Here is a 12,982-nt window from a genome sequence, read left to right on the forward strand (position 1 = left end):
ACATAGACATTTTATATTTTTGTCTATAGCATGTCAATCAAGCTCCACGACGACATAATATTTCTTCCTCCCTCCCGTTGAACCTGCTAGAATAGAGGTTGCTGCTGTAAAATTTAGGGGGTATCATCATGGGATTCATACAACAGTCGGCAAAAGAAATGCGTTCTTGGCCGCGCAACATCAAGCTGTTTTTTCTAGCTAACGTGCTGTATCAGTTCGGTACCGGCATGTTCAGCGTGCTCTACAATTTGTACATACAAGGCCTGGGTTATAACGACTCCATGAATGGAACGGTGGTCAGTATTCAATCCCTCGCCACGGCATTGATGTTTATCCCGATCGGCTTGATCGGCGACCGCGGAAGCCGCAAGCGAATCCTGGTCCTTGGCGCGTTGTTAAGCGGCGCCGGACTGATTGCGCGAGCTTTTCTGGCGAGTGAGTTCAGCTTGCTTGGTCTCGCGGTATACACCGGACTGTTCGCATCCTTTTTTCAGGTGCTGGCGATTCCGTTTCTGGCGGAAAATACGGCGAAATCGGCTCGTATGCGCATCTTTAGCATCCATGCCTCGCTTGTGCTTGCTTCTCAAGTGTTAGGCAGCATGGGAGGCGGCTTCCTGGCGGATGCCCTGCAGGCATTCGGCCTGAACAAGGTCGACAGCTTGAAAACAGCCCTGTTCATCGGCGGTCTGGCAACCTTTGCGGCATTTATCCCGCTCTTGTTCACGACCGACAAGAACGACGCGCATGCACGGCCTCTGGATGCACCCATACCGGATCAACCCCTGCGCCCTGGAGGAGCGGTTACCGCCTCCGGGATCGGAGATTTCAAAGTCATCGGGCAGTTCGCGCTTGCCCAGCTGTTAATCGGCCTCGGGTCCGGACTGGTCGTTCCTTATTTGAATTTGTATTTTACCAACCGTTTCTCGGTATCGTTATCCGCGGTTGGGATTCTGATATCGCTCGGACAAGTCATGACGATTGTATCCATGCTGATCGGCCCTTCGCTGGTGAATCGGGTAGGAGCCGTCAAAGCCGTGGTTCTCTTTCAAGTCCTATCCTTGCCCTTCCTGTTGTTAACCGGCTTCACGAATGTCCTCCTCATCGCATCGGTCGGCTTCCTGTTCCGTCAAGCCTTGATGAATGCGGCCAATCCGATACAGTCGTCGATTCTGATTGACCGCGTACCGGATCACCGGAGAGGCATCGCCAATTCCGTCACGCAAACCGCCTTTATGCTGGGCTGGGCGACGATGGGGCCTGTACAGTCGAAATTGGTCACCACATACGGCAGCTACTGGGGATACGCAATCACCTTCTGCATTACCGGAACGCTGTACGTCGTTTCCTCGTTCCTATATTACCGAATGTTCCGCGAACGCAAGGGCAGCGGTCTTTCCCCGGATGCTTCCGCTACTCTTTAGCCTCGACCCGCAGCGGTTTGACATGGGGCGGGACATCCCGTTCGCCCGCAGGAACGGTCCGGGCCTGAAAGCTTCCCTTATACCGGAAGACAGGCCCAAATATCGGATTGACCACCTCAACGGATATCCGATATAACTGATATTCGTCATCATACCATTCGCATACATCGGCCGTTCCGGTGAGCCACCGGGGAAATCGAAACTGCAGCCGCCCTTCATAAAACCTCTGCTCCCCCGATTGAATGCGAATTCCGCCATGCTCCGCGGCAGCGATCCGAAGATCGACTGCCAAGTGCTGTTTGTTTCCCAAATAATCCACGACCCGGCTGCGCTGTGCGCTATAAATCATCGTGGCGTCAAATCGTCTTCGAATGCCAGGAAAATCAAAACTTCGGCACCACGTCACCGTTTCTCTTCCCCAGTCATCCCGATAAGCGTAGTTCTCAATCCGAAACGGGATCCCTTTCCCCCGGTTAGGAAACATGATATGCCGCATCGTACCTATATACAGCGGCAGCGCAGCCCATCGAGCATACCAGATTTCTTCCATGATGCCTTCGCCGATCGAAGCGACGTTATCCTTGCTGTCAAACCCGAACCGCTCCTGGATTTTAGGATGAAGCTTGTGAAACTGGCTTCCAAGCGCCTGCTCATAGATCGAGGTCATGTTCATTCACTCCTTTGCCGGATGTATGCCCACGGACAGTTCTTTGTCTTCGAACCGGACGGTAAGCGCTTGGCAAGTCCGATGCGGACAGCGAAGCCATGAAGCAGAATCCAATCATCGATCCGCTAAGCGTTAACGGATTGAACGGGGCTTTCATTAATTCGGCATCCGTCATCCATGCTCCAATCATCAAGATCGCAAGCAAGATCATGATCAGCCTGTACCACAACCGGTTCTTGTGAAAGAGCAATGTCAATAAACCGACGCCGATCTCGGTGATGCCGAGCAAGGTCAGCACTACCCCTTCCCGACCGGCTGCCAAACCCGACTGCCTCAGCAGATCAAGCTCTCCCGCTTCCGGGAACAGAAGCTTCGGAACCAGTCCTTCATAGCACCATAGAACAACCAGCATAAACACACTTAAAGCGTGGATGATTGCCTTCCGGATCGTGACCGTAGGCGGAATATCCTTCTCGGCCCATAATCGGAGCACATCGAAGCTCCAAGCCGTCGCTGCGCCGAATAAAGGCCGAAACAGCAGGCGGTCAAACCAGGCCCCCGGCATGCCGAACCGCGTCCTGTAATCGTATTGGGTCGAGAAACGGATGACGCCGTTGCCGCTGTCGGCGTATTTCCAATAGCCGCTCCCCTCCTTAACCAGGGAAATGCGCTGATCCGAGCCGAATCGCAGCACCGAGATCCGGTTCCCGGTCCTCGGGTGCACGGCCGTTTTCGTAGCGCCCGTTCCCGTAACTTCCAGTCCGAATCCGATGCGGGTTTTGTATAAAAACCGCTGGACGTCCGAATCAGCCTGCGGCAAATCATGAATCTCGGAAAAACGCAAATCCCATTGTTGATGTTGCTCGGGTCTCTGTGTCAATGACCACAATGTTTCCATATCCGTGTTGATGTCGAGTTCAACATAGATCGGATTTCTCTTCATGCGCACTCAGCTCCTAATGGATAACCCTTCTCGATGACTGCCGGGCCCCTCTATTTACAAGTCATTTTACCGCTGAAGGGGATTCCCTGTTAGACCTCACTTTTATAGAACAAACGAAGAAGAGGTACTACGTTTCGTAGTACCTCTTCCATTTCTTCCATATGATCCGTCTTCCGTCCCGAAGCTAGTTGTCGTTCTCTCTCACGATCCCTTTTCGGCGGACCTTCTCCACGGCCTCCCTGCTGCTCCTCACCCCGAGCTTTTTCAGAATTTTATTGATCTGATTCTTGAGCGTGCTCTCGGTTTTGAACAGCTTCTTCTCCATTTGGGAATGGGTGAAACCCTCATCCAACAGATCAAACACTTCACGTTCCGCCGGCGTCAAGCTCCGCAGCTGTTCTTCGCGCTTGAGGCGGGCAAATTCCTTGAGCAGCACCTCCATCGATCCCGGTTGATGTACGGCGCTTCGGATTGCGGCCGGCAATTCCTCGAAATTCGATTTCTCAATGTAATTGACGGCTCCGGCCGTATAGGATTGCATGATCACCAACTCGTCATCCAGCGAGGTCAGCATGATCACCTTGGCCTCGGGCTTTCGTTCATGGATTTCTGCAGCCGCGTAGATGCCGTCGAGTCGGCCCGCCGTCAGCTGAATATCCATAAGCACGATATCGAAGGACAGGACTTGCGCCATCGCAATCGCTTGTTCGGGGGACTCGGCCGCGCCGACCACGATCATATCCTCCTGCGCATTCAGAAAAACGGTCATTGATTTAATCCAATCCGGATCGTCCTCGACCAGAAAGACGTGTATTCGATTCAAGGCTCTTCCCTCCCGGATAAACGAATGATTTTGCTGCGGGGAAAATACAACGTGATCTCGGTACCGACCGATTCGCGGCTCTCCAATCCCACGGAGCCGCCGCTTTTCTTCATCACGTTGTACGCATAGGTAAGGCCAAGTCCGAAGTTTGACTTCCTGTGGCCCTTGGTGCTGTAGAACGGTTCAAACACAAGCGGCTGCTGCTCTTCCGGAATGCCCATGCCGTTATCCTTGACGGAAATCGCGGCTCCCTTGCGGTCTGCCGTTACCGTCAATGCGATCACTCCTCCATCAGGCATCGCCTCGACGCTATTGCTTATGAGATTGCTGATCGCTTCCTTCAAGTGGACGGCATCCGCCAGGAGCCAGGGACGCTGAGGGCACAGCACCTTTAACTCGATGCCATGCCCGCGCAGCTGCTCCTGTTCGCGAAGCTGCAGTTCAGCAAGCAGCTGATCCGCGCGGACAGGCTGTTCCACCAGCTTAAACGCCTTCATCTGCTGCTGCATGCGCCCTGCCATCGCTAACAAATGCTTGGAAGCGTTAGCGATGACATCAAGCTGCTCCATAGCCGTTTCGTTGTCCGGCGACAGCAGCCGTTTCACGTTATCGGTGCTCATGGCGATTTTCCCGACCTCGTTCTTGATGGTATGATTCAGCATCGTTGTACCCGAGCTGACCGCTTGCATCGTGCGATCCAGCGGATCGCGCTCGAATTTCAGGCGGACGCCCAGGACGCCGTACACAAAGGTGCAAATGACGGCAACGCCCATCGAATACAGAATAAACAGGGATACGTACCGGAATGAATCATAACCGGGCCAGATGACATTCCCTACATTTATCAACAGCATCACACCGAGCAAGGTTGGCACCATAATCCAGGTGGTAATCCACATGCTTTTGCGTTTCTGCGGGTTCTTCTCAGAGGATAAGGCTCCCACGAGCAGCGCGCATGCAGCAACATAATACGGGCCGGTCCATACGAACAGCCATCCGTAATGAATCCGGTAATCTTTCGTAAGGAGCACCTGGATCAGCATCGCGAACACAGGCAGCAGCAGGCCTATTTTGAGATCACGTTTTCTCCTATGGTGCCGGGGCCTGCCGGTATACACCATGCAAAATATCAACACGCCGTAAGGTGTCAGGGTATGGTTGAGGAATTGAATCCACGGCCCGTAGGCGGCCGCAATAAAACCGGTAGGCGCAAGCCAGTCCGTCAACCCTCCGATCCCTGCACTCCACAGGAAAAAAGCCGCCCAGCGGTTCACCTCGCTTCGAGGCTGATTGAACAGCAGCACGGCCGCTGCAGTCCAAAGCGCGAACACATAATACATCAAGACGCATCGTTCCATTCTCTTCCCGAATATAGTTTCATCCTACCATAAATGCGCCAGCAGGGGGACCTCCCTCCTTACCTATGCCGAGGAAATAAAGACCACTGATATATGAAATTGTTTCTTTCTTCAATACCTTCATTTTACATTGCGAAAACATTCAGTTTACATTCAGCCGCGCTTAAGAAAGATATCAGGAACGATTGATAGGATAGATCTCGTAAGCAAACAAGCATACGAAAGACAGAGAGAAACGAGGTGGAAACATGACAACCCCATTAAAATACCGGAACGAGCTGAAGTTCTTCGTGAATCTTCACCAATATCGGATCATCAGCCAACGATTGAAAAATCTGGTGACCTACGATCAGCATGCCGGACCCGCCGGGGAATATCACATTCGAAGCTTGTACTTTGATGATATCAACAATAAAGCCCTATACGAGAAGCTGGCGGGCGTCCGGGATCGGGTGAAATACCGCATCCGTATTTATAACGTAGCCGACGACACGATCCATTTTGAGAAGAAAATCAAATTCCGGGATTACATCGCCAAGCTGAAGGAGCCGCTCACAAGGGAGATGACCGATCAGATCATGGCCGGACAATACGACTGTCTCTACCAGCCGGATAAGCCTTTGATGATGGAGCTGTACCACGAGATGAAGCATAAGCTGCTGCGGCCCAAGGTCATTGTAGATTATGTCCGCGAGCCTTACGTCTGCGCTAACGGAAATGTGCGGATTACGTTTGACAAGGAGCTGAGAACCGGCCTGCACTCCACGGAACTGTTCAATCGAAACCTGCTGCCGATCCGGGCAATCGATGAGAATCTGATCATACTCGAGGTCAAATACGACGAGTACATTCCGGATTACATCAAAATCGCGCTGCAGCTGGAAGGCCTCAACCGGCAATCGGCATCCAAATATGTAATGTGCCGTAAATTTCTGAAATATAACACATGGGAGGATCAATAGTTCATGAACACCACATCGACTTCAAGCAATACGAACACCACCAATTTTTCGGACATCGTCAAAAAATCCGTCATGGAAAATTTCGTATCCGACATCAGCATCGCCAAAATTTTGATCACGCTCGCCGTTGCCTTTGTGATCGGGCTGTTTATTTATCTGCTCTATAAAAGGGTCTTCAGCGGCGTTCTGTATTCCAAGAGCTTTAACGTATCGCTGATCGGGATGACGATGATCACGGCCGTTGTCATCATTGCCATCAATTCGAATCTCGTGCTCTCGCTCGGTATGGTCGGCGCGCTCTCCATCGTCCGTTTCCGCACGCCCATCAAGGACCCAACCGATCTGATCTTCCTGTTCTGGGCCGCGGTTGCCGGGATCGTAACCGGAGCCGGATTCTACACGCTGGCTGCCATCGGCTCCGTCGTTGTCGGTCTTATCCTGTTCTTCTTCATTAAGAAAGCGACGGTCGATACCCCTTACCTGCTGGTCGTCCATTGCGATAACGAGCAGGCCGAGCAAGCCGTTCAAGGTCAAGTCGGTCAGGCTGTGAAGCGTTACAACCTGAAGCAAAAAACCGTGACGCCAGGCAGCATCGAGCTGACGCTGGAAGTACGGCTGCGCGATGCCGAAGGCCAATTCGTGAACAAGCTGTCCCAGCTGCAGGGCGTTCAACATGCGGTTCTGATCAGTTACAGCGGCGATTATGTATCCTAAGTCAGGCGGTGGTCAGAAATGATGAAGAAAAGAACGACAGTCCTGCTGTCCCTTGCGCTGGCCATAATCCTTCTGCTCACAGGCTGCCAAAGGACAACACAGGTTGCCGGGACGGCTGGAAGCTCTGAGAACGATGGCCTGCAGGAGCAAATCGATTCCGCGGTTTTTCCGAAGGACAAGGTCATTGACGTTAAAATCACGATCGACGAAGCGGATTTCCAGGATATGCTGGACAACGCCAGCGCTGAAGAATACAAAGAAGCGTCCGTCAATTACAACGGCATGCAATTTGATCATGTCGGCATTCGCACCAAAGGCAATTTAAGCCTGCGCAGCGTGGTCAATTCCGATTCCGACCGCTACAGCTTCAAGATTTCCTTTGACGAATATCTCAATCAAACCTTGAACGGGATCAGCAAAATCAATCTGAACAACAACTACAGCGACGCCTCGTATATGCGGGAATTCCTGACCTACGAGTTGGCGGAATCCGTCGGTCTGCCGACACCCGGCTTCTCTTACGTCAATGTATACGTTAACGATGAATTATGGGGCTTCTACCTCGCAATCGAACAGATTGGCGATTCTTATCTGCAGCGTCATTTCGATCATTCGTACGGCGCATTATACAAAGCCCAGATGACAGGCTCGGGCAGCGATCTGTCTTGGCTCGGCAGCGACCCCGATTCGTACACCGGGCTTGTCATGAAATCCAAGTCCTCCAATGACGATGTGTTGATCGACATGCTCGACGAGCTGAATAACGGCACCGATTACGAGAAGGTGCTGAATGTCGATAACGTGCTCAAGTACGTTGCCTTGAACGTCGTTGCCTCCAATATGGACAGTTACTTGGGGATGAACAAACAGAACTACTACCTGTATGAGAACAACGGCATTTTCTCCGTCCTGCCCTGGGATTATAACATGGCGTTCGGAGGGTTTGGGGGCTTCGGCATCCTGATTGACGAGCCCACTCAGGGTGCTTTGGCGGAACGTCCCCTGATTGCCAAGCTGCTCGAGGTTGACGAATATAAGGAACGTTACCATGCCATCCTCTCGGAGATGCTGGAGGGATACATGCAGCAGGACCATTTCGAGGAACGGGTAGCGCAATTGCAGGAATTGATATCCGATCACGTCAAGCAAGACCCCAGACCGTTCTACTCCTATGAGGAGTACGAGCAATCGCTCCCGACATTGACCTCATTCGCGGAAGAGTCCATGGATAATATCCAGCAGCAGCTGGATGGGACGATCCCTTCGTCCGGCGACGGAAGCGGCAGCGGCGGCGGGATGGGGCCTGGTGGCGGAGGAGGTATGAGGCCTGACGGCGCCGGCGTGCGACCTGGGGGTGACGGGATGGTACCTGGCGGCAATACGAATTCCAATGATGCCGCCCAGGAGAGCTCTACCGGCACCGGGACAAGCACGGCACCGGATGGAACAGCCGGCAGCGGGACTAACGGGACTGACGGGACTGGGATCGTTGTCCCTAACGACGCCCCGGGCGGAGGCATCTCTGGCGAAAACACGCCCGCCAACAACGACGGTGCCGCTTTTGCTCCTTCCAGCAACGCGGATGTTACTTCCAGCGGCATTGGGGAAGGCTCTGGCGACGCTCCTGACGTGGATGAATCTGTCTCGTCGATTGTATCGGCGGTTGGACCAGGCACAAGCAGTTCCGACGAAAGAACAGCGATGGATGCTGCTTCTGCCGTTAATCCAACAAGTCATGCAGAGGAAAGTAACGCAGAGGAAAATTCTACAGATTCAACGCAAGCTCCGAACCAGCCCTCTACAGGCGGCAATCAACCGACCATGCCGCAAGCGCCGGCTCAGAATGGTCAAGGGCAGATGCCGGATTTCCCTCAAGGCCAGATGGGGAACGGGTTCGGCGGCGAGTTCGGCGGTCAAATGCAGGGAGGACGCGGAATGGGCCGGCCTGGCGATTGGTCGTACGAAGCAGCCCAGGAGCAAGGTAGCACCCAGGAAGCCTTGTACGCAGGAGTTTCCCTCGTACTGCTGCTGCTCTCATGTCTTTTTGTGACTCTATATAAACGAAAAAGATTGTAATCAGCAAGCAAGGGACAGTTCCGAAGGCATCGACCTTTGGAACTGTCCCTTTTATATGCGCTAATCGTTATTAGCCGATATCCGTTACATAATCATGCAACTATTAAGCGGTGATCCACGTTAAAATAACCGGTGCCGCGATGAGGAGCGCGCCGAGCGCTACGATGGTTCTCGTCGCATTTCCGGACAGTTTGCGCTGCGTCTCCGCCGAACGATACCAGCCGCTGAATTGCAGGCGATTGCGATAGAGGACCAGGAACCAACATACATTTCCCGCAAACAGAAACAGGAAATATAACCCTTCCCATGGAATCCAGGACTTCAGGATCTGATGCTCTATGCTGCCCAGAACCGCTGTCACGACCATCAGAATGATCATCATTCGAATGATTTCCAGAATGGATGAGGCCAATTTGGTCATAAATGCTTCCTCCTTTCATTCATGCCGATACTGGATATTTTACCATTATACAGCAAATACAAGGACTCCGCATCCATTCCCGTAGAACGATCAGGAACGGGGAGCTCAATTGGAGTTGAGCTCAGCTTCTTGATCGTGAAACGATTGTTTTCTTACAAAGTATGAATCCAGCTTCCGACTGCCCCATAGGGACAGCAAGATAAAAGCTAGGACACCGAGCAATTTGAAGGGCTCCGCCATAAAATCCGAGAGATTAGCCCCGATGTATGAAACGCAAAACACCATAATGCCCTTGCCCAAGGTTACGGCCATGAGATAGGACATGACGTTCATTCTCGCCAGACCGGCGGCCACGTTGACAGCGACAAACGGCCCGACGGGAAGTATGCCCAGCAGAAAAACATAACTGAAGCCGTTGCGTTGAATCCAGCGCATGCCGCGCTGAACCTTCGGTTTTTTCGCCCAGCGTTCGATCAGGGGAGTACCGGATATTTTCCGCACGAGGAGAAACGTCGTCAAGCATCCCGCCACCATTCCGATCCAGGAGTAAAGAAATCCCGCCCACAGCCCGTACACCGCTGCATTAACGCCAACGATCACGATCGTGGGCATCGGAGGAATAAAGGATTTCAAGAAAGTCAGCAGTATGCCCGGCAGAGGGCCTAAGGCTCGAAACTGGTCAAGAAACCATTCCAGATTGCTCTGTGTAAAATAAGACATGATGTCCAAGTAGCCATTCAATGACTTCACCCATTTCCGCTAAGTATTGCTTGTCCTAACCGACTTGCACCACCTGATTCAGCTGAGCCAGATGGTGATTATCGTGCCAGATGAAATCCCGCATAAATTGCGCCACTTCAAAGGGATGTCCGTCTCCGTCCGCGTACCGCTCCTCATACTTCGTTTCCGGCAACGCTTCAATGGTCCGAATCAGCTGTTCCCTTGCGGTTATCGTCCGGTCCACCAGCGCTTCCGTCGATAACGTTTTGGCATATTGCTTGGCCTCCTCATTGAAGGCGTCATAATCCAGATGCCGGACGGTCAATGCATCTCCCGTTGAGATTTTGGCGATAGCCTCATTAAAAAAATACTCATCCCATCGCATGATATGGCACACCACATCGCGCACGGTCCATTTCCCATCCGCAATCGGGGAATTCCAATAGCCCTCTTCCAGGACACCGAACTCCTTCACCTTGCCGATCCATTCCGAATACTCGTTTAACAGCTGCTGTTTGTCATTCATATACATTCTCCTTGTCCATATATGATTTGATATAAGCGTCCAGTCGATCCACCGGCCAGCGATACATCTCCAGCAGCTCCTCATAAGGATCGCCCGGTAAATGCAGCAGCTTCGCAAAGGCAGGTTCCGTCTTATAACCCGCCCTCTTCAGCTCGATGATGGTTTCTCTTGCAGCTTCGCCGAGCCGCTTCAACAGCTTGTATTCCACTACCATATGACGGTAACCATTCTGCTTCACGGAAGGTACCGGCTGGGCAAAAATCTCGAATTCCCAGCCTTTGTACCGAAATCGCGCTACTGCTCGCTCTACGTTCCCCACACTTCGGAAAGCGTATGTGAAATCCGAAACAAGTCGGTCGTATGACGCTCTGAGTTCTCGCTCGAACCGGTCAAACTCCGTCACATGACATATGATATCGAGATCGCTTGTAGCGATGTCAATCCCTATAGGGATCGTGCCCACCAATATAGGACTGCAGGCTTTCAAATGCTCCCATAGTTCCAGTTCATCTATAACCGAAGCTGCCTGCCTCTGCTTGGCCGTGCCTTGACGTAAATACTCCAGGTTTAAAAAATCCAACTCTGCTTGCATCGCTGTTTCCCACCTGCCCTACTCCGCTGAACTTTCAGGTTGACGCTCGGTCCAGGTCGTCCGAACATAGCCCAGCTTCATGCCGACGGTTTCCATGTCGCGATGGCTCTGGGATAAGAAGGCACACTGACCGACAACCAGATTGCATCCCTCCCGCTTCGCGTCCCGTATTCTTCTGCGAAGCAGCTCCTGATGCAGCCCCCGTCTACGGTATTCCGGCAGCGTAGCGGCAAATGTAAGCGAAGCCGTGGAATGGTTCATATGCATGACACCGGCCGCAGCCGGCTGCTCATCCACATAAGCCATATAGAACCTCCAGCCCGGTCTTGCATGCAATACGCGATTGTTCAATGCTACGGATGGGATCCCTTGCACCGGCAGTCCTGTTCCCAGGCAATGAACTTTAGCATAATCTTCAAACTCGTCTTTGTCTATTGTTTTGATCACAATTCCGTGATCCGGCATGTCCACCAGTTCTTGCGGGTTCATATACATGGAATTATGAAAGGCGGATTGGAAGAATCCACGATCGGCAAGCGCCGAGAGAAATGCCTGATTCACCATGGCGGGCACGATCTCGAACTGGAATTTGCGGTCCCGCGAATGATAGAAGTCGATGATTGCGTCCAGATCCTTCAGATTCTCCGAACGGAGCCCTTTGACCGTGTTAAAAGAAAGCCAAGGCATCGTTTTGCTGTACAAACACAGCGCATGTCCGAAACGAACCATCTCGATCCCTTCGGGATTTCCGGTCCGGCCTTCGATGGCTTGCATTCGATCATACATATACTCCGTTTCCGAACGTTGAATGCGATGGATTAGCTCCTCGGATGGAAGATGCAGCATGGTTACCTCCTATGTTCTATGTATTCAACATTAAGGGTCGGTGATAAATAGAGCCCGAAGATCGTGTACGGATGCTTCGGGCTCTAGGCTTGCTGTGTATGGTTTATTTCGCGCTGCCCGGCAGATCGCAAGATCCGTCGGCACACATGCCGTCGTTGCTGTCGGACTCGTTCACCATGACTAGGGGATTCGCTTCACGATAGGCTTTGTCCAGTGCATCCGTGAAAACTTCCAGCGGTTGTGCGCCGGACACGGCATATTTGCCTCCGAGCACGAAGAACGGCACTCCCCGAATTCCAAGATTCGTCGCTGCGGCTTCATCTGCCCGTACCTCGGATTGGAAAGCATCGCTTTCAAGCACCGCCATAGCCTGCTCCCGCTCCAGTCCGACCTCCGCCGCCAGATCGGCGAGCAGGTTCTTATCTTCCAGATTCTCGGCATCCGTGAAATAGGCGCGGAACAGCCGCTCCGTCATGTCTTTCATTTTACCATGCTGCGCAGCAAAATGAACCAGTCGGTGAGCATCAAATGAATTGGCAGGGATCACGCGGTCCATGTGGTAGGTAAGTCCAACACCGGCCGCTTGTTGAGTCACGTTGGCATTAGCTGCCTTGGCCTGCTCTATGCTCATGCCGTATTTCGCCGCCAATAACTCGTCCATGGACACCCCGGGCATATACGACGCATTCGGATCAAGCTCAAAGCTGCGATATACCACTTCAACCTGATCCTTATGAGGGAACTGCTCCAATGCCGATTCGAACCGGCGCTTTCCAATATAACAGAACGGACACATAAAATCCGACCAAATTTCAACTTTCATTTCATTCGCCTCCTAGCGAGCAGGAATACCAACTTACTAATTGTAACCCGCTTTCGCCCTGATATCAACACTACATATGAAAACAGCAAT

The 12,982-nt window shown here is 52.4% G+C and carries 14 protein-coding genes; 4 read left to right on the forward strand and 10 right to left on the reverse strand.

What is annotated here, in order from left to right:
* Positions 1-128: 128 nt before the first annotated feature.
* Complete coding sequence (locus GYMC10_RS19705) at positions 129-1,421, forward strand: MFS transporter (protein WP_015736174.1); 1,293 nt, start codon at positions 129-131, stop codon at positions 1,419-1,421.
* On the opposite strand, the gene GYMC10_RS19710 is transcribed toward GYMC10_RS19705, so the two are convergent.
* The 4 genes from GYMC10_RS19710 to GYMC10_RS19725 form a co-directional block, all read right to left on the reverse strand.
* Complete coding sequence (locus tag GYMC10_RS19710; protein WP_015736175.1) at positions 1,411-2,088, reverse strand: DUF4166 domain-containing protein; 678 nt, start codon at positions 2,086-2,088, stop codon at positions 1,411-1,413. The two genes, GYMC10_RS19705 and GYMC10_RS19710, sit on opposite strands and share 11 nt — an antisense overlap.
* Positions 2,072-3,031, reverse strand: coding sequence for a DoxX-like family protein (locus GYMC10_RS19715; protein WP_015736176.1), 960 nt, complete (start codon positions 3,029-3,031; stop codon positions 2,072-2,074). The genes GYMC10_RS19710 and GYMC10_RS19715 overlap by 17 nt, the downstream gene beginning before the upstream one ends.
* 184 nt (positions 3,032-3,215) lie before the next feature.
* Complete coding sequence (locus GYMC10_RS19720; RefSeq protein WP_015736177.1) at positions 3,216-3,854, reverse strand: response regulator transcription factor; 639 nt, start codon at positions 3,852-3,854, stop codon at positions 3,216-3,218.
* Entirely contained in the window at positions 3,851-5,194 is a 1,344-nt protein-coding gene (locus GYMC10_RS19725) for a sensor histidine kinase (RefSeq protein WP_261979326.1), read from the reverse strand. The genes GYMC10_RS19720 and GYMC10_RS19725 overlap by 4 nt, the downstream gene beginning before the upstream one ends.
* A 266-nt stretch (positions 5,195-5,460) precedes the next feature.
* Here GYMC10_RS19725 and GYMC10_RS19730 point away from each other — a divergent pair, with 266 nt between their 5' ends.
* Genes GYMC10_RS19730 through GYMC10_RS19740 form a run of 3 tightly spaced genes read left to right on the forward strand, consistent with a single transcriptional unit; the run spans position 5,461 to position 8,964 of the window.
* Positions 5,461-6,174: a polyphosphate polymerase domain-containing protein gene (locus GYMC10_RS19730; RefSeq protein WP_015736179.1), complete on the forward strand. Its 714-nt coding sequence runs from the start codon at positions 5,461-5,463 to the stop codon at positions 6,172-6,174.
* 3 nt (positions 6,175-6,177) lie between these two features.
* Complete coding sequence (locus GYMC10_RS19735; protein ID WP_015736180.1) at positions 6,178-6,888, forward strand: DUF4956 domain-containing protein; 711 nt, start codon at positions 6,178-6,180, stop codon at positions 6,886-6,888.
* Positions 6,889-6,906: 18 nt separating this feature from the next.
* Complete coding sequence (locus GYMC10_RS19740) at positions 6,907-8,964, forward strand: CotH kinase family protein (protein ID WP_015736181.1); 2,058 nt, start codon at positions 6,907-6,909, stop codon at positions 8,962-8,964.
* Between the two features lie 103 nt (positions 8,965-9,067).
* On the opposite strand, the gene GYMC10_RS19745 is transcribed toward GYMC10_RS19740, so the two are convergent.
* The 6 genes from GYMC10_RS19745 to GYMC10_RS19770 form a co-directional block, all read right to left on the reverse strand.
* Positions 9,068-9,385, reverse strand: a complete 318-nt coding sequence (locus GYMC10_RS19745) for a hypothetical protein (protein ID WP_015736182.1) — start codon at positions 9,383-9,385, stop codon at positions 9,068-9,070.
* 105 nt (positions 9,386-9,490) lie between these two features.
* Positions 9,491-10,135, reverse strand: a complete 645-nt coding sequence (locus GYMC10_RS19750) for a TVP38/TMEM64 family protein (protein WP_015736183.1) — start codon at positions 10,133-10,135, stop codon at positions 9,491-9,493.
* 25 nt (positions 10,136-10,160) lie between these two features.
* Positions 10,161-10,631 (reverse strand): DinB family protein, encoded by a 471-nt coding sequence (locus GYMC10_RS19755; protein WP_015736184.1) that lies wholly within the window; start codon positions 10,629-10,631, stop codon positions 10,161-10,163.
* Entirely contained in the window at positions 10,624-11,223 is a 600-nt protein-coding gene (locus GYMC10_RS19760; RefSeq protein WP_015736185.1) for a DUF4269 domain-containing protein, read from the reverse strand. Before GYMC10_RS19760 ends, GYMC10_RS19755 begins: the two co-directional genes overlap by 8 nt.
* Positions 11,224-11,241: 18 nt before the next feature.
* A complete protein-coding gene (locus GYMC10_RS19765; RefSeq protein WP_015736186.1) occupies positions 11,242-12,069 on the reverse strand; it encodes a GNAT family N-acetyltransferase in 828 nt (275 codons plus the stop codon).
* A gap of 103 nt (positions 12,070-12,172) precedes the next feature.
* A complete protein-coding gene (locus GYMC10_RS19770) occupies positions 12,173-12,892 on the reverse strand; it encodes a DsbA family oxidoreductase (RefSeq protein WP_015736187.1) in 720 nt (239 codons plus the stop codon).
* Positions 12,893-12,982 lie beyond the last annotated feature (90 nt).

It is taken from the genome of Paenibacillus sp. Y412MC10, assembly GCF_000024685.1.
GTDB classification, from domain to species: Bacteria; Bacillota; Bacilli; order Paenibacillales; family Paenibacillaceae; genus Paenibacillus_AQ; species Paenibacillus_AQ lautus_A.

Coding starts and splice junctions, on each gene's coding strand:
- GYMC10_RS19715 (WP_015736176.1), bottom strand. CDS start 3,031: ATGAAGAGAAATCCGATCTATGTTGAACTCGACATCAACACGGATATG.
- GYMC10_RS19755 (WP_015736184.1), bottom strand. CDS start 10,631: ATGAATGACAAACAGCAGCTGTTAAACGAGTATTCGGAATGGATCGGC.
- GYMC10_RS19760 (WP_015736185.1), bottom strand. CDS start 11,223: ATGCAAGCAGAGTTGGATTTTTTAAACCTGGAGTATTTACGTCAAGGC.
- GYMC10_RS19705 (WP_015736174.1), top strand. CDS start 129: ATGGGATTCATACAACAGTCGGCAAAAGAAATGCGTTCTTGGCCGCGC.
- GYMC10_RS19710 (WP_015736175.1), bottom strand. CDS start 2,088: ATGACCTCGATCTATGAGCAGGCGCTTGGAAGCCAGTTTCACAAGCTT.
- GYMC10_RS19730 (WP_015736179.1), top strand. CDS start 5,461: ATGACAACCCCATTAAAATACCGGAACGAGCTGAAGTTCTTCGTGAAT.
- GYMC10_RS19745 (WP_015736182.1), bottom strand. CDS start 9,385: ATGACCAAATTGGCCTCATCCATTCTGGAAATCATTCGAATGATGATC.
- GYMC10_RS19765 (WP_015736186.1), bottom strand. CDS start 12,069: ATGCTGCATCTTCCATCCGAGGAGCTAATCCATCGCATTCAACGTTCG.
- GYMC10_RS19735 (WP_015736180.1), top strand. CDS start 6,178: ATGAACACCACATCGACTTCAAGCAATACGAACACCACCAATTTTTCG.
- GYMC10_RS19740 (WP_015736181.1), top strand. CDS start 6,907: ATGATGAAGAAAAGAACGACAGTCCTGCTGTCCCTTGCGCTGGCCATA.
- GYMC10_RS19770 (WP_015736187.1), bottom strand. CDS start 12,892: ATGAAAGTTGAAATTTGGTCGGATTTTATGTGTCCGTTCTGTTATATT.
- GYMC10_RS19725 (WP_261979326.1), bottom strand. CDS start 5,194: ATGTATTATGTGTTCGCGCTTTGGACTGCAGCGGCCGTGCTGCTGTTC.